This is a genomic window from Mammaliicoccus sp. B-M6 (genome assembly GCF_022386965.1).
In the GTDB taxonomy this organism is placed as follows: Bacteria; Bacillota; Bacilli; order Staphylococcales; family Staphylococcaceae; genus Mammaliicoccus; species Mammaliicoccus sciuri_A.
Window position 1 is genome coordinate 50,418 of record NZ_JAJNHJ010000001.1, and the last position, 14,599, is coordinate 65,016.

General features: G+C 31.2%; 18 protein-coding genes. 2 read left to right on the forward strand and 16 right to left on the reverse strand.

The annotated features are described in order from the left end of the window. Positions 1-186: 186 nt before the first annotated feature. The gene (gene rpsT / locus LQ693_RS00280) at positions 187-438 is read left to right on the forward strand and encodes a 30S ribosomal protein S20 (protein WP_025904213.1); all 252 of its coding nucleotides are present in this window, start codon (positions 187-189) and stop codon (positions 436-438) included. Between the two features lie 73 nt (positions 439-511). On the opposite strand, the gene holA is transcribed toward rpsT, so the two are convergent. Continuing rightward, positions 512-1,486: a DNA polymerase III subunit delta gene (gene holA, locus LQ693_RS00285; protein ID WP_103360664.1), complete on the reverse strand. Its 975-nt coding sequence runs from the start codon at positions 1,484-1,486 to the stop codon at positions 512-514. A gap of 91 nt (positions 1,487-1,577) precedes the next feature. Between holA and LQ693_RS00290 the strand changes: the two genes are divergently transcribed. Continuing rightward, positions 1,578-1,715 (forward strand): YqzM family protein, encoded by a 138-nt coding sequence (locus LQ693_RS00290; protein ID WP_075577996.1) that lies wholly within the window; start codon positions 1,578-1,580, stop codon positions 1,713-1,715. A gap of 34 nt (positions 1,716-1,749) precedes the next feature. Here LQ693_RS00290 and LQ693_RS00295 read toward each other — a convergent pair whose 3' ends face one another. The 15 genes from LQ693_RS00295 to accC all read right to left on the reverse strand — a co-directional run bounded on the left by LQ693_RS00295 (position 1,750) and on the right by accC (position 14,597). Then, on the reverse strand, positions 1,750-3,930 hold the full coding sequence (locus tag LQ693_RS00295) for a DNA internalization-related competence protein ComEC/Rec2 (protein WP_239743594.1): 2,181 nt from the start codon (positions 3,928-3,930) through the stop codon (positions 1,750-1,752). 147 nt (positions 3,931-4,077) lie between these two features. After that, on the reverse strand, positions 4,078-4,533 hold the full coding sequence (locus LQ693_RS00300) for a ComE operon protein 2 (RefSeq protein WP_037588364.1): 456 nt from the start codon (positions 4,531-4,533) through the stop codon (positions 4,078-4,080). Between the two features lie 60 nt (positions 4,534-4,593). After that, complete coding sequence (locus LQ693_RS00305) at positions 4,594-5,241, reverse strand: helix-hairpin-helix domain-containing protein (RefSeq protein WP_232339595.1); 648 nt, start codon at positions 5,239-5,241, stop codon at positions 4,594-4,596. A 42-nt stretch (positions 5,242-5,283) separates the two neighbouring features. Beyond that, positions 5,284-6,000, reverse strand: a complete 717-nt coding sequence (locus LQ693_RS00310) for a class I SAM-dependent DNA methyltransferase (RefSeq protein ID WP_103360666.1) — start codon at positions 5,998-6,000, stop codon at positions 5,284-5,286. Continuing rightward, the gene (gene rsfS, locus LQ693_RS00315; protein WP_048539678.1) at positions 6,000-6,353 is read right to left on the reverse strand and encodes a ribosome silencing factor; all 354 of its coding nucleotides are present in this window, start codon (positions 6,351-6,353) and stop codon (positions 6,000-6,002) included. The genes LQ693_RS00310 and rsfS overlap by 1 nt, the downstream gene beginning before the upstream one ends. A 12-nt stretch (positions 6,354-6,365) precedes the next feature. Continuing rightward, on the reverse strand, positions 6,366-6,938 hold the full coding sequence (gene yqeK / locus LQ693_RS00320; protein WP_025904220.1) for a bis(5'-nucleosyl)-tetraphosphatase (symmetrical) YqeK: 573 nt from the start codon (positions 6,936-6,938) through the stop codon (positions 6,366-6,368). Then, positions 6,928-7,500 (reverse strand): nicotinate (nicotinamide) nucleotide adenylyltransferase, encoded by a 573-nt coding sequence (gene nadD / locus LQ693_RS00325; RefSeq protein WP_037559799.1) that lies wholly within the window; start codon positions 7,498-7,500, stop codon positions 6,928-6,930. Before nadD ends, yqeK begins: the two co-directional genes overlap by 11 nt. Before the next feature lie 4 nt (positions 7,501-7,504). Then, positions 7,505-7,795: a ribosome assembly RNA-binding protein YhbY gene (gene yhbY, locus LQ693_RS00330; RefSeq protein ID WP_103360667.1), complete on the reverse strand. Its 291-nt coding sequence runs from the start codon at positions 7,793-7,795 to the stop codon at positions 7,505-7,507. Then, positions 7,789-8,607, reverse strand: coding sequence for a shikimate dehydrogenase (gene aroE / locus LQ693_RS00335; protein ID WP_103360668.1), 819 nt, complete (start codon positions 8,605-8,607; stop codon positions 7,789-7,791). Before aroE ends, yhbY begins: the two co-directional genes overlap by 7 nt. Before the next feature lie 12 nt (positions 8,608-8,619). Then, positions 8,620-9,720 carry a ribosome biogenesis GTPase YqeH gene (gene yqeH, locus LQ693_RS00340; RefSeq protein ID WP_239743597.1) on the reverse strand — a complete coding sequence of 367 codons (1,101 nt, stop codon included), beginning with the start codon at positions 9,718-9,720 and terminating at the stop codon, positions 8,620-8,622. Between the two features lie 2 nt (positions 9,721-9,722). Beyond that, entirely contained in the window at positions 9,723-10,247 is a 525-nt protein-coding gene (locus LQ693_RS00345; protein WP_025904225.1) for a YqeG family HAD IIIA-type phosphatase, read from the reverse strand. 230 nt (positions 10,248-10,477) lie between these two features. Further along, the gene (locus LQ693_RS00350) at positions 10,478-11,167 is read right to left on the reverse strand and encodes a 5'-methylthioadenosine/adenosylhomocysteine nucleosidase (protein ID WP_107565849.1); all 690 of its coding nucleotides are present in this window, start codon (positions 11,165-11,167) and stop codon (positions 10,478-10,480) included. Between the two features lie 68 nt (positions 11,168-11,235). Beyond that, positions 11,236-12,474: an NRAMP family divalent metal transporter gene (locus LQ693_RS00355; protein WP_103360755.1), complete on the reverse strand. Its 1,239-nt coding sequence runs from the start codon at positions 12,472-12,474 to the stop codon at positions 11,236-11,238. Positions 12,475-12,485: 11 nt separating this feature from the next. Next, positions 12,486-13,244 (reverse strand): 5-oxoprolinase subunit PxpA, encoded by a 759-nt coding sequence (gene pxpA, locus LQ693_RS00360; RefSeq protein WP_103360756.1) that lies wholly within the window; start codon positions 13,242-13,244, stop codon positions 12,486-12,488. Between the two features lie 12 nt (positions 13,245-13,256). Continuing rightward, a complete protein-coding gene (gene accC / locus LQ693_RS00365; RefSeq protein ID WP_275584167.1) occupies positions 13,257-14,597 on the reverse strand; it encodes an acetyl-CoA carboxylase biotin carboxylase subunit in 1,341 nt (446 codons plus the stop codon). Positions 14,598-14,599 lie beyond the last annotated feature (2 nt).

The following is a 14,599-nucleotide window of genomic DNA, read 5'->3' on the forward strand; positions in this document are numbered from 1 at the left end:
CATCTTTGATATGATACCGTCTTTATGAAATAAATGCAAACGTATTATCAAACTATCAATAAAGTGTTATGCTTTATAAGGAATGTGTAAATAATCATTGCACTTATGCCCTACATTTGATAAAATATTTTTTGTTGCAATCAAAAAATATTTGATCACGGACAACATATTTAGGAGGTGACTCTCATGCCAAACATTAAATCTGCTATTAAACGCGTTGCTGTTACAGAAAAGAAAGACGCTGCTAACATTTCACAAAAAAATGATATGCGTTCAGCTGTAAAAGCTGCTAAAACTGCAATCGAAAACAATGCTGAAAACAAAGCTGAATTAGTTTCATTAGCTGTTAAAAAAGTTGATAAAGCTTCTAAAAACAATCTAATTCATTCAAATAAAGCTGATAGAATTAAATCAAGCTTAATGTCAAAAGCTAACTAATTATGTGAGAGCGTGACACAGAACATTCTGTGTCACGCCCTTTTTTTATGGAATGAAATACCAACCTCATATCTTATATTTTCAAAATGAAAAGTTCTAATATGAGTACTTTATCCATATATGAAGATTTCAATTGGTAATCTGTATCAGCACAAATATCAATAGTCGCTAATAAACGATCGAGTGATAGCTTTCTAGTAATACGTAATGCCAGTTTTACCCTATATGGATGTACACCAATCGTTCTAGCAATTTGTTGTTCGCTATAATGTTTACCAGCAAGTATCTTACATTGATAATACAAGCGATAATTACTTGTGATTAACGCTAACAGCTTAATCGGCTCTTCTTTCATATTGATTAAGTCTTTCAGTAAATTAATAGACTTTTCTTTTTGACCTTTCTGAATATATTCCGTTAACAAAAATACATTCTGTTCTAGAGAACGACTCACAATTTCTTTAACGTCCTGTTTATTAATAACCGCTTCATCACCAATAAATAACACTAATTTATCCAATTCCGCTTTAATTATATTAAATTGAATTCCTGTCAGTTCTAGAAATTCTATCAATGCATCTTCTTTAATATCTTTATATTGTTCATGCAAATAAGATTTAATCCATTGTTTAATTTCTTGTTCAGTCATTTGGTCAATTTTATTAAGTCTTGCATTTTTCTTAACTGTTTTAACGAGTTTCTTTCTCTCATCTAACTTCTCATTAAACACGTCAAACACGACTAACGTATCACCATCATACTGTTCAATAAATTGAATCAATTGATCGATATTTTGATTAATTTGAGTACTAACTTTTTCTCCTGTAAAAAGGTAAGCATTCTTAACATGTACAACTTTTTTGTCTGAGAGGAATGGTAAAGTTAATGATTCTTCTATCGCACTTGAAATAGGTGTTTCGTATAAATCAAATTTAACATAATTGAAATCGTCTCTTTCTCCACCTAAATATTGATTTATAATTTCGTCAGATTTTTTCTCAATAAGTGCATTTACTGCACCATAATTCAATACAATATTGTCTTCCAAAATAAGTCTCCCTCTCTTATAAAGTTCTAATTAAGTATAGCATTTTTAAGTTTAATATCATATAATGAAAGTAAGTATAGGAGGGAGTCATATGAACAGATTTGAAGGTGAAAATACTCAAGGGCGTAACAATGATGTTAAAGACTCTGGATTTGGATTTATAATTGGTTTTGTATTCTTAGCTGCAATTTATATTATTGCACAAGTATTCAGTTTACTACCAAACTAATATATCAAATCCATTTATATAAGCTTACAAACGACTACTGTCGATTGTAAGCTTTTTTATTATGTTCTTGTAGTCCATTTGTCATCATCATGGTGTCTTTATTGATTTGAAATTGCACCATTCCGTAATCTTGTGTATTGAACACTTTACAATTGTTTTGTTTAAGTTTATTTACAATGGCCTCTTTCGGTAGCCCGTGTCTATTATGTCGACCAGAACTTATAACACATATTTGTGGCTTTGCTTTGAATAAAAAACTATCACTTGTACTTGTTAAACTACCATGATGCGCTACTTTTAAAATATCATAATTACCTTTAAGTTGACTCAATATACTTTGCTCTACCTTTTCTGTTGCATCACCCGTCGTTAATATTGTTCTGCCAAACGAAGTGATTTCAGTAACGATTGACGTATCATTCTTATCTTCATAATTCGGACTATTTTGGTTAAAAAATTTATACGTCGATTCTCCAATCTTTAATTCATTCAAATTTGAGCTATCTACAATTTGTGTGTTCGTTTCTTTAACCTCTTCTAACAAATGTTTTAATTCACGACTATCCCAAGTCTTCTTGTTGATAATTAAATGTTTAATTGATACCTTTTTACTCAAAGTAGCTAATTCTCCCATATGAACTGCATGTGGATGTGTAATGATTAAATAATCAATCTTTTGAAATCCCTTTTCTTTAAGTTCGGGCACAATAATTGAATCTGTATAATTTGATATTTTATTTCTAGTTTGCCACGGTTTCTTCTTCAATTTATCTTTACCACCAGTATCAATCATCACAATTTGATTCACATCATGATGATAAGCAATCATTGCATCTCCTTGACCAATATCAAGAAATTTTAAAACAACCTCGTTATGATTAAAGTGATATGTGATGGCAATGACTAACATTGTGAAAAGGAGTAAAGATTTAATATATATCCTTTTAATAAATAACATTAAAACTAACACTTCTATAATGAGAATGATTAAATATATCCATTCGGTTAGATTTTTAACGACCAACTCATTTATAGGAATACGACTCATAACATCTATTAATTTAAAAGTTTGTTTCATACAAATTTCTATTAGTGTCGTAAATAAATTAGGAACTTCCCCAAAAGTGGCAAACATCAACATGAATAACATCACAAGTGGAAAAATAATTAATTCAAAAAGTGGGATAAAGATGAAGTTTGTTATAAATCCTAGCCATTGAAAAGTATTAAAGTGAATCAGTAATATGACAAATGAGGATAATTGAGATACGACATTGATCGTAATGATTTTGTGGATTGTATTGAAAGATTTTATAAGTGGTATACATAAAATGATAAACGTGGAGACGATATAGGATAATTGGAAACCAATATCGAAAATAATATGAGGATTATAAATTGTATAAACAATGAAAGTGATAGATAGTATTTGTAAAGCGTCTATTTTCATGACTTTATTCAAAATCATATAAACCATTACCACACCTACTGCTCTAAGAACACTCGGACTTAAACTAGTTAAAACAGCATATATAGGTAATAAAATAAATATCATATTCTCGGCATGATGATATTTGATGTTCATCCTAAGTAATAATTTGAATAAAAATATATTTAACAATGCGACATGCGATCCACTTACAGCATATAAATGATATATACCTAATTTTTTAAGCTGCTCTATTCTTTCTTCACTTAAATAAGTTGTATCCCCTAAAGTGAGCGCAATAATATCATCAACACCATCTATATCAAGTTGTTTCATCTCATGGATTAAATTCGTTCGATATAGTTGAATACGTTCGATCATATTTAATGACCGACTTGTACAAGTATTAAAAAATAATTGTTCTATTTTAATAACACCTTTAATATCATGATTTTGCAAAAACTCAAAGTATTGAAATTTTAATGCGTTAGTATTAGGTATAGTTTGATTTAAAGAGTAAGTAATACGACAATTTTTTAAATACGGCATTTGATTTAAAAGTTTAAGCTTTTCTTTTTCATTTTTAATCGTATAAAATGCTTTAAACGTTTGATTATGGATTTGTCCTTCAGCTTGAAAGCCGTCTCCATCAATCGTTAACTTATCTCCAAACTGAATCACTTCAGTATAATTTTTATGATTTTTTGAGACGTTAAATGATTCGTAATATTGTAATGGATCATTTGGATAAATTAAGTAACCTATCATAAAAAATATAAAGCTCATTACCAAAATTTTTAATGATTGCCATTTAATATAGCAACTTATAACTAAGATAATGAGCATGAATATACTTACATAAGGATGTACAAAGAAAATTAAACCGGACAATAAATAAAGTGCAAAATAAAACCACATCTTAAATATTAGTCCTTACTTTAAATATTTAATAATGTCTTCTGGATGGAAATTGATTTTTTCGTAGTGTACACCGGACTGTTCTAACAGTTGTATTGCATATGTATGATTATGATAATCGTCAGCATAATAAATTTGTTTAATACCAGCTTGTATAATTGATTTCGTGCAATTTAGACAAGGAAAATGTGTAACATAAATAGTCGCACCTTCTGAGGAAACACCTAACTTAGCACATTGTATAATCGCATTCATTTCAGCATGAATAGTTCTTATACAATGACCGTCCACTACAAGGCAGCCATTATCTATACAATGTTCTTCTCCTGAAACAGACCCATTATATCCACCAGCAATCACTCTATTATCTTTAACGATTGTTGCACCGACAGATAACCGTTCACACGTTGACCTTAATGATAATAGATGACTTTGAGCCATAAAGTATTCTTTCCATTCAATTCTATCCATTACACATCGACCTACCTTTCATATATTCTTATTGTAAAATTTAACAAGTATAAATGCAATTTAATTTAAAACGATAAAATCTTTTAAACTTTCGACTGTTTTATCTCCAAATCCTTTAACCTTCTTCAAATCATCAACAGTTTTAAATTCTCCATTTGTTTCTCTATAATGTAAAATGGCATCTGCTTTACTTGGACCGATACCAGGTAACTTTTCGATTTCTGATTTATCACCTGTATTAATATTGACTTCTACTTTATCATTTGTAGATTGGTTTGTATTAACACTAGGCACATGTTCGCCGTTTATTGGAACATATATATACATTTGATCTTTAAGTCGTTCTGATAAATTGATTTTAGACAAATCTGCATTATGCTTTGTTTGAGCTTTCTTTAATACATCATGTACGCGATCCTTTGAAGACATAGTATATGTATTGGGATAATTAACAGCTCCTTTTACATCTACTACTACGTTTCTATTAACTTCTTTAGTAGATTTAGATTCATCTGTCTTATCAACAGCGTTATCATCTGAAGACTGTTGTTTAACTTCATTTGTTGTATCTTGTTGATGAATGATAGCTTCATTATCATCATTACCAGTGAAAAGGCTATTACAAATGAAAAATAATACAACAATCATGATGATTGCAAGTTGGTAATTCTCTATTAGCCATTCCTTCATTTCATAAATATATTTCAAAAAAACACCTCCTACATTATTAAACGTAGGAAGTGTTCTAAATTACTTTCTTGCAACTATAAAATGTCTATCGCCATTTTCATCAAATTGATCGATATTGAAATCAGTAAATACACTTTCAACTTTAAATCCAGCAAAGTCTAAAAGTTGTTTATAAAGGTCGATTTCATATGTGACTTGATAATGTTCTTCATCGAATCGTTCGTAAAGTCCATCTTCTCTTTCAATGAAAAATGACATTTGATGATATACACTATTAGGTTCTTCACCAGCAATTGCTTGCCATGCTAAAGTTAATTGTTCTGTTTCATCAATATAGTTACGGTTATTAAATTGGTGATTCATCTTATATAGCGAATGCACATCAAATATTAGCAATCCACCATCATTTAAAAATTGATTAACATAGTTAAATACTTGAAGAACTTCTTCAGGGTCTGTTATATAATTCAAGCTGTCACAAAAGATAGTAATTACATTGTAACTTTGTGGTAAGTCTAAATCTCTCATATCTTGGCAATACCAATTAATATTAGGATTACGACTTTCTGCCACTTCTAACATCTCTTCACTTAAATCAAGTCCACTTACGCGACCATATTCTAATAATTGTTCTGTTAAGCGTCCTGTACCACAACCAATATCCAAAATATCGTTATCATTACCTGTAACATAATGACCGACGATGTGTTTCCATTTATCATATGGTTGATCTTCAGTTAGAAGGTCATAGTAATGGCTCATACGATTGTATGCCATTATTGTGCTACCTCATTTAGAGTGATAATTGGTGCGTCTTTATATAATCTTTCTAAGTCGTAGTAATCACGCTCTTCTCTATGGAATACGTGTACAACAACGTCACCTAAATCAATTAATACCCATCTTGCTTCATTAAAGCCTTCTAGTCTTTTCACTAATACTTCATTTATTTCCGCTTCATCTTTAACATTTCTTGCAATAGCTTGAACTTGCTTGTCACTGTTACCATGACATACAACAAAATAATCAGCTATATCGCTAATACCTTTCATATCAATTGCAATAATGTCTTCAGCACGTTTATCATCACATGCGAGTAACGTTTGTTTCATTAAATCATTTGAATTCATTTAACCATTCCTTTATTGTTCTGAATGCATATTATAATAATTTAAGCATTCTATAGTTTTTAAATGTACTGTTTTATCCTTATTAATTAAGTGTAACACTGTACGTTTTGATATTTCATATACTGCTTTATCCAAGTTGCGTTCTTTAAAGACAATATCTCTAATTTCGTCTACACCTGGAGTTGTTCTTTTAGGTTCAATATAGTCAGCAATAAAAATTATTTTTTCAGTCTTATTCATTTGCGCTCTACCAGTCGTATGACTATAAATTGCGTAATAAATATCTTCATCATTTATATCATATTGATCTTTAAGCCTTGCAGCAGCAACTGGTCCATGTAGTATTTCTGAGCCATAACTCAATAAATCTTGCCCTAGATCATATTGCGTTACACTTTGATATAACGCTGAAAGTTCTTCATATTTACATAAATCATGCAGTATACCTGCTAATTCAACTTTTTTCATGTCACCATCAAAGATTTCTGCCATTTTCTTACCTGTTTCGGCTACTCTCATAGAGTGATTATATCTTTTTGATGGTAACGTTTCTTCAACCAATTTGACTGCTTTTTTAATTTTCATACAATCGTCCCCTTTTGATATATCTTTCAATTCGTGGCGTAACGAGCATCTTTATAGATTGACGATTTTTACATCTATTGCGAATGTCTGTTGAGCTTACATCAATTCTAGGAATGTGTAATGCTAACATCCCTTCTTTAACATCTTGTTTATCAACTTCTCTATTAACAACTACAAATGTTAACAATTCTTTTAATTCTGCAATGTTTCTCCATTTATGCAAATTCTCGTATTGATCTGAACCGATTACAAAATATATTTGATAATCAGGAAATTCTTGTTTAAATTCTTTAATTGTATCAAATGTGTAACTCGTACCTTTTCTATTAAGTTCTCTCTCATCAACTTCACCGAATTGCAAATCTTCAATAGCTAATTCTAACATTTTTACACGTTCTGATTCTATTAAATAAGATTCGTTATGTTCTTTAAGTGGTGATTGATAACTTGGTAAGAAAATGAATTTATCAGGTTGAACAAATTGATATGCTTCACTCGCAACTAACATATGTCCAATATGAATTGGATTAAATTGACCTCCATAGATCATGAGCTTTTTCATAATATTATGGTAGTTCTAATCTCTTATTTTCTTTAGATTCTTTATATAAGACAATAATATTACCGATAAGTTGTACGAGTTCAGCACCTGCTTGTTCAGCAATTGATTCAGCTACTTCTTTATGATCATCCATATTATTTTGTAAGATATGAATTTTGATCAATTCTCTTTTTTCAAGTACGTCTTGCACTTGTTCTATCATATTGTCATTTAATCCGCCTTTTCCAATTTGGAAAATTGGATCTAAATGATGCGCTTCTTTTCTTAAATATCTCTTTTGTTTACCTGTTAACATAATGATCTCCTTTTAAGTTCCTCTTGTACTTTATTTCTCATTGATTCTATATGGGCTTCTTGTCCCGTCCATATTTTAAAACTTTCTGCGCCTTGATAAACGAACATATCCAATCCGTTATATATTGCAATACCTGCTTGTTCACATGCTTGCAGTAGCGGTGTCTTGTCAGGAATATAGATAATATCACAAACTAAACTATTTTTACTTATCTTCTCCACAGGAATAATGAATTCACTATGCTGTGTATTCATGCCAACCGGTGTCGTATTAATAATAATATCAAATGTATGAAGAACAGATTGAACATCTGTCAGACTTATAGTTTCAATATCAATTTGCCAATTATCAAATCTAGACATCGTTCTATTTGCCACTGTTATTTTATGATTCGTAAACTTCTGCATTTCCGAAACAATACCTTTACTCGCACCACCAGCACCAAGTACTAAAATTTTACGATCTTGAATGCTACCGTAATGTTCAATTAAACCTTTAACAAAACCAATACCATCTGTATTATACCCAATCCATTTATTATCTTGTATTAGAACTGTGTTAACAGCACCAATATGCTTAGCATTTGAAGATACTTCATCTAAATAAGGCAAGATGGATTCTTTATGAGGTATTGTAATATTAAAGCCGTCTAAAGCTTTTTCATTTATTATTTCTTTAATATGTTTAAATTGTTCTGGTGGAATATCTAAAGCACCATATTCATCTTCCCTACCTAATGCTTCAAAACTTGCTGCGTGCATAATCGGTGAAAGCGAATGGTTAATAGGATGTCCGATAACTCCAAACTTCATTTAATTCACCTCTTATAAAATAGATGTTCTTAATGTAACTTCGACTTCTTTAGGCGCCGTAACATGTATTTCTGCACCTGCATCTACAGTTACAAATCCTAATCCTGAAATCATAACATCTTTTCTTTCAGATTCGGTTGTAATCTCAGTTGTTTTTAAGTTGTCGAAGTTAAAGTTTGATGGATCATATGGTGGTTTAAGAAGCTCACCAATTTGACGTTTCCATAAATCTTCAGCGTTTGATAACTTTGTTCTATGAATGTTTAAGTCGTTTGATACAAAACATGTTAAAGAACGTCTACCGCCACTTACATAATCTACTCTAACTAAGCCACCTAAGAATAAGCTTTGTTCTTCGTTTAATTGATAAACTTTTGGCTTAATTTCTTTTTTAGGCAAAACAACTTTCAATTCTTTATCTGTAACGTAATGCGTCATTTGATGACTTTGAATAATACCAGGTGTATCAAACATATATGAATCATCATCTAATGGAATATCAATCATATCTAATGTTGTACCAGGAAAATGACTTGTTGTAATCACTTCTTTTTCACCGACACTCTTTTCAATCAATCTATTGATTAATGTAGATTTACCAACGTTTGTTGTACCCACTACATAAACATCTTTACCATCTCTTACTTTCTCGATAGTTGATAGTAAATCATCAATTCCTTGATTTTTATATGCAGAAATCAATACAACTTCGTCAGGATTAAGTCCAAAATCTTTCGCACGATTTCTTAACCAAATTTCAACTCTTCTTTTATTAATAGCTTTAGGTAAGATATCCATTTTATTCGCGACAAGTACGACTTTTTTCTTACCTACTATATCTTTTAAGCGATGTATCATAGATCCTTCTAAATCAAATACATCCACAACATTGACAATAAGACCATCTTCATTGTGAAGAGATTTCAACATGTTTAGAAAATCTTCACTTGTTAAATCAACATCTTGGACTTCGTTATAATTTTTAAGTCTAAAACATCTTTTACAAATGACATCTTCTTTATTCAAACTTGATTGTGGAACGTATCCAGCTTCATTTGGATTTTCAGATTGAAGTGTTGCACCACAACCAATACATTTAGCAAACTCTGTCAAATTTATTCCTCCCAGTTAATTAAACCTTTTCTCTTAAAGTAATTTAAAAATCTTCTTTCTATTAATCGATTGAATTTCGTAACGAAACCATCTGTCTTTTTCACAGGTACGACCATAATTGTATATAATCCGTTTCTATTTCCACCAAACACATCTGTTAACATTTGATCACCAATAACAACTACTTCAGACTTATTGACGTTCATTAATTTAGCTGCTTGTCTAAAAGCTTTACCACGTGGTTTACGTGCTTTAAAAATATAATCAATATTTAATGTTGATGAAAATGACGCAACACGTTCTTGATTATTATTAGAAACAATCGTAACTGTTATACCATTATCTTTCATATTTTCAAACCAATTTCTCACTTCATCAGTTGGATCTTTAACATCCCAACCTACTAATGTATTATCTAAGTCTGTGATAATTGCTTTTATATTTTTAGATTTTAAATGTTCAGGTTCGATATTAAATACTGATTGAACATATTCATTTGGTAAAAAATATTTTGTAAATAATCCCATTATTACACCTCAATATTATCTTTTATTTTAACATAAATCATATATACATTCCTTTAGTTGAATACAAAATAAAAGTGTTGCAAATCACTTATGATTCGCAACACTAAATATTATTCTGTAATTTCACGGTCAGAAGATTTTTCAACTTCTGTATTCGCATAAATCACATAACCAACAAGTGCTGTAGCAATGACAGCGATAGCCATTAATATTAACATGAAACTGCCTCCTTATGCCACTCTATTTAATAATAATTTTACAATTTTACTAGAATTGACGCAAGCTACTTTTAAAAATTCTTCAAAAGTAACATCAGATTCTTTATCTGCTAAATCTGAAACAGCTCTCGTAACAATAATAGGCACATTATATTGGTAACAAGTTTGCGCAATTGCACCAGCTTCCATCTCTACGACACTTGCAGTAGGAAAGTTAGATTTAATCACTTTACGCTGATCAATTGAGCCAATGAAACTATCACCTGTAGCAACCTCACCAACAATACCATTTAAATCAAGCTGTTCTATTGATGATTTCGCTAAGTCGATTAATTTACTATCAGTTTCATAAAATTCTGGCATACTTGGTACTTGTCCCAATTTATAGCCAAATGCCGTTGCATTGACATCATGATAATAAACTTTATTACTAATAATGATATCACCAATATTTAATTCGCTATCAACAGAACCTGCTGACCCTGTATTAATGATTAAATCTGGTTTAAATTCATTGATTAGTAATGTTGCTGTAATTGCAGCATTTACTTTACCAATACCACTTTGTGCTAATACAACTTGTTTATCTTCTATATTACCTTTATAAAAAATAACATGTGCAATTTGGATTGTTTCTCTATTTTCAATAGATGACTTTAATATTTCTACTTCTTCTTCCATTGCTCCAATAATACCAATCATGCTTTATCACTCCATCATATTCATTCAATATTTATATTAACATAATTAGTATACTTTGAAATACGTTTTTAACTATTCCATAAACTTTGTAAGCCTTGTAATGATAATACCCCTGCTATTAATGTTGTAACAACAGCAACAACACCAATTACAATCATCCAAGTTGGGTGTTTATAGTCACCAACGATACTTTTCTTCTTAGAAGCAATTAAAATTGTTCCTAAAGTTACTGGTAAAATTAAACCGTTCAATGCACCAGCAATAATTAATAATTTAACCGGCTTACCAATTGTTAAGAATACAATAGATGAAACAACTATGAAAATAATAATAACTAAGTTTCTATGATTTTTAATAGATGGATGCAATGATTGAATAAATGTTGTACTTGTGTATGCACAGCCAATTACTGATGATAATGCTGCTGCAAATAATACAACACCGAATACTTGTTTACCGACAGGTCCTAATACATGTTCAAATACAGAAGCTGGTGGATTGTCTGGATTTAAAGTGAATCCTGTAACAACAACACCAAGTACTGCTAAGAATAAAAATGTTCTCATTATACCCGTTGTTAAAATACCTGAAATGGCCGCTCTATTTACAAATGGTATATAACCTTTTCCAGTGATACCTGCTTCTAACAATCTATGAGCACCTGCAAATGTAATATAACCACCAACAGTTCCACCAACCAATGTGATGATTGGTACAATGAGTTTACTAATATCATCAGGTACAATCATTTTTTGTGCCGCTTCGACAACTGGTGGTTTCGTTAATACCATTACATAAGCAACAATGGCAATCATGAGTACACCTAATATTTGTGTAATAATATCTACGACTTTTTGTGCGTTTTTAACAACAAATATTAAAATTGCTAATACGCCTGTAATACCTGCACCAATTCTTACATCTAAACCGAATATCGCATTAAGTCCTAGCCCAGCACCTGCAACGTTACCGATGTTAAATGCTAGCCCACCAATAGCGATTAATATTGCGATAAATGTACCTAACCCCTTAAACACATCATTCGCGATATCTTGTCCACCTTTACCTACAACTGTGATAACACGCCAAATATTAATTTGTGCACCGATATCAATCAGAATAGATGCAAGTATTGCAAATGCAAAGCTTGCAAGAAATTGCTCAGTAAAAACTGCCGTTTGAGTTAAAAATGCTGGTCCAATAGATGAAGTAGCCATTAAGAATACTGCACCCCATAGAATTCTTCTATGTTTATTTGTTATTTCAAACGGTTGATTTAACTCCTCATACCCTTTATTTTGCTTCATACGCTTTCCTCCTATTTCATTGCACTAATTTCTATGCCTTCAGCTTTAAACTGTCGAATAATTTCTTGAACAAAATCTAAAGCATGTTGTCCGTCTCCATGTACACATATTGTATCTGCTTCAATCGGAATTTCATTTCCATTTATCGTGATAACTTTAGATTCTTTAACCATTTTAATAACTTGTGCGACAGCTTGGTTTGTATCTTTAATAAGCGCACCTTCTTTTTTCCTAGAAACTAATTGGCCATTATCCTCGTATGCACGATCAGCAAATACTTCACTCTTATATGTTAAATTATGACGTTTACATGATTCGATTAGTTCACTATTAGATAAACCAACGAATAATAACTGATCATCAAAATCTTTCACCGCTTTAACAATTGCATCGGCAATTTCTGGATCTTTAGCACCCATTTGATATAACGCACCATGTGGCTTAACATGGTGTATTTTTGTTTCGTGTATTTTACAAAATCCAGCTAATGCACCTAATTGATAAATCACTAAATCATAAACTTCTTCTGGTGTAACATCTATGTTTCTACGCCCAAATCCAATTAAATCTTGAAAACCTGGATGAGCACCTATATGTACATCATGTTGAACCGCCAATTTAACTGTTTCATTCATAACGTGTTGATCTCCTGCATGAAAACCACAAGCGACATTTGCAGAAGTGATTAAAGGTAATATACTTTCATCATTACCAAGTTTATAGTTACCAAAGCTTTCTCCTAAATCACAATTCAAATCAACTTGTACCACAATACCCTCTCCTTAAACGATTTTATGTTCATGTAGAAACTTAATGGTTATATCATTTTTAATATATGGTTCATAACTCAACACGCGATATAAAAAGTCTAACGTTGTCGGAAAACCATCAATGACCGTTTCTTCTAACGTACCTTTCATTTTTTCAATTGCTTCAAGTCTATCTTCACCTTTAACAAGTATTTTAGCGACTAATGAATCATAGTATGGTGGAATTTGATAACCATCATATAACATACTGTCTACTCTCGTATTAAATCCATTAGGTAAATGTAAAGCTTGAACAACACCTGCTGCTGGGCGGAATTGTTTTTCTGGATTTTCTGCATTTATACGACATTCAATCACATGCCCATCAAAATGGATATCCTCTTGATTAATAGATAACTTCTCACCATTAGCTACTAATATTTGTTGCTTAATTAAATCAACACCTGTTAATAATTCTGTGACTGTATGTTCAACTTGAATGCGTGTATTCATTTCTAAGAAATAATAGCCGTCATCAGTTAGTAAAAATTCAATTGTTCCAGCACTTTCATAATTACAAGCTTTAGCGGCTTTTACAGCATCTGTGTGTAACGAATTTCTTGTACTTTGATCTAATGCTGCACAAGGTGCTTCTTCGATTAACTTTTGGTTCTTTCTTTGAATTGAACAATCTCGTTCACCGAGATGAATTGCTTCACCATGTTTGCTCGCGAGTATTTGAACTTCCACATGTCTAGCTTCATCAATAAATGTTTCAATATACACACGTTTATCTCCAAAGTATTTTTCGCCTTCAGATTGAGCCTCTTTAAAGAATTGTTCAAGTTGGTCAGGTTCTTGTACGATTCGAATACCTTTACCACCACCGCCACTAGCAGCCTTTAACACAAATGGATATCCTATTTTTTGAGCAACTTCTTCTGCTTCTTTAACTGTCTTTACTTCTCCAATAGACCCAGGAATAATAGGTACGTTCGCGTTGTACATCGTTTCTCTTGCTTTTATTTTATCTCCCATTAAATCGATCGTGTTATAACTAGGACCAACAAAGATAATATTTTCTTCATCTACTCTTTTTCTAAAAGTCGTGGATTCTGATAAAAATCCATAACCAGGATGAATCGCATCTGCTTTACTCATCTTACAAGCTTCTAAAATGCGTTCAATATCTAAATAACTATCACTTGATTGACTTGGTCCAATACAAATGGCTTCATCTGCTAATTGCACATGTAAACTATCTTTATCTGCTTTGGAATATATTGCGATTGTTGTGATATTCATCATTCTACATGTTCTAATGATTCTTACCGCAATCTCGCCTCTGTTTGCAATCAGTAAACGCTTAATCATAT

Bases quoted from the DNA above. Each gene is read 5' to 3' on its own strand.
- LQ693_RS00350 (WP_107565849.1), bottom strand. From the start codon at position 11,167: ATGATTGGTATTATTGGAGCAATGGAAGAAGAAGTAGAAATATTAAAG.
- rpsT (WP_025904213.1), top strand. From the start codon at position 187: ATGCCAAACATTAAATCTGCTATTAAACGCGTTGCTGTTACAGAAAAG.
- LQ693_RS00295 (WP_239743594.1), bottom strand. From the start codon at position 3,930: ATGAGCTTTATATTTTTTATGATAGGTTACTTAATTTATCCAAATGAT.
- yqeK (WP_025904220.1), bottom strand. From the start codon at position 6,938: ATGAAAATTAAAAAAGCAGTCAAATTGGTTGAAGAAACGTTACCATCA.
- LQ693_RS00355 (WP_103360755.1), bottom strand. From the start codon at position 12,474: ATGAAGCAAAATAAAGGGTATGAGGAGTTAAATCAACCGTTTGAAATA.
- LQ693_RS00290 (WP_075577996.1), top strand. From the start codon at position 1,578: ATGAACAGATTTGAAGGTGAAAATACTCAAGGGCGTAACAATGATGTT.
- rsfS (WP_048539678.1), bottom strand. From the start codon at position 6,353: ATGAATTCAAATGATTTAATGAAACAAACGTTACTCGCATGTGATGAT.
- LQ693_RS00310 (WP_103360666.1), bottom strand. From the start codon at position 6,000: ATGGCATACAATCGTATGAGCCATTACTATGACCTTCTAACTGAAGAT.
- LQ693_RS00300 (WP_037588364.1), bottom strand. From the start codon at position 4,533: ATGGATAGAATTGAATGGAAAGAATACTTTATGGCTCAAAGTCATCTA.
- LQ693_RS00345 (WP_025904225.1), bottom strand. From the start codon at position 10,247: ATGGGATTATTTACAAAATATTTTTTACCAAATGAATATGTTCAATCA.
- aroE (WP_103360668.1), bottom strand. From the start codon at position 8,607: ATGAAGTTTGGAGTTATCGGACATCCTATTAACCATTCGCTTTCACCG.
- accC (WP_275584167.1), bottom strand. From the start codon at position 14,597: ATGATTAAGCGTTTACTGATTGCAAACAGAGGCGAGATTGCGGTAAGA.
- yhbY (WP_103360667.1), bottom strand. From the start codon at position 7,795: ATGTTAACAGGTAAACAAAAGAGATATTTAAGAAAAGAAGCGCATCAT.
- nadD (WP_037559799.1), bottom strand. From the start codon at position 7,500: ATGAAAAAGCTCATGATCTATGGAGGTCAATTTAATCCAATTCATATT.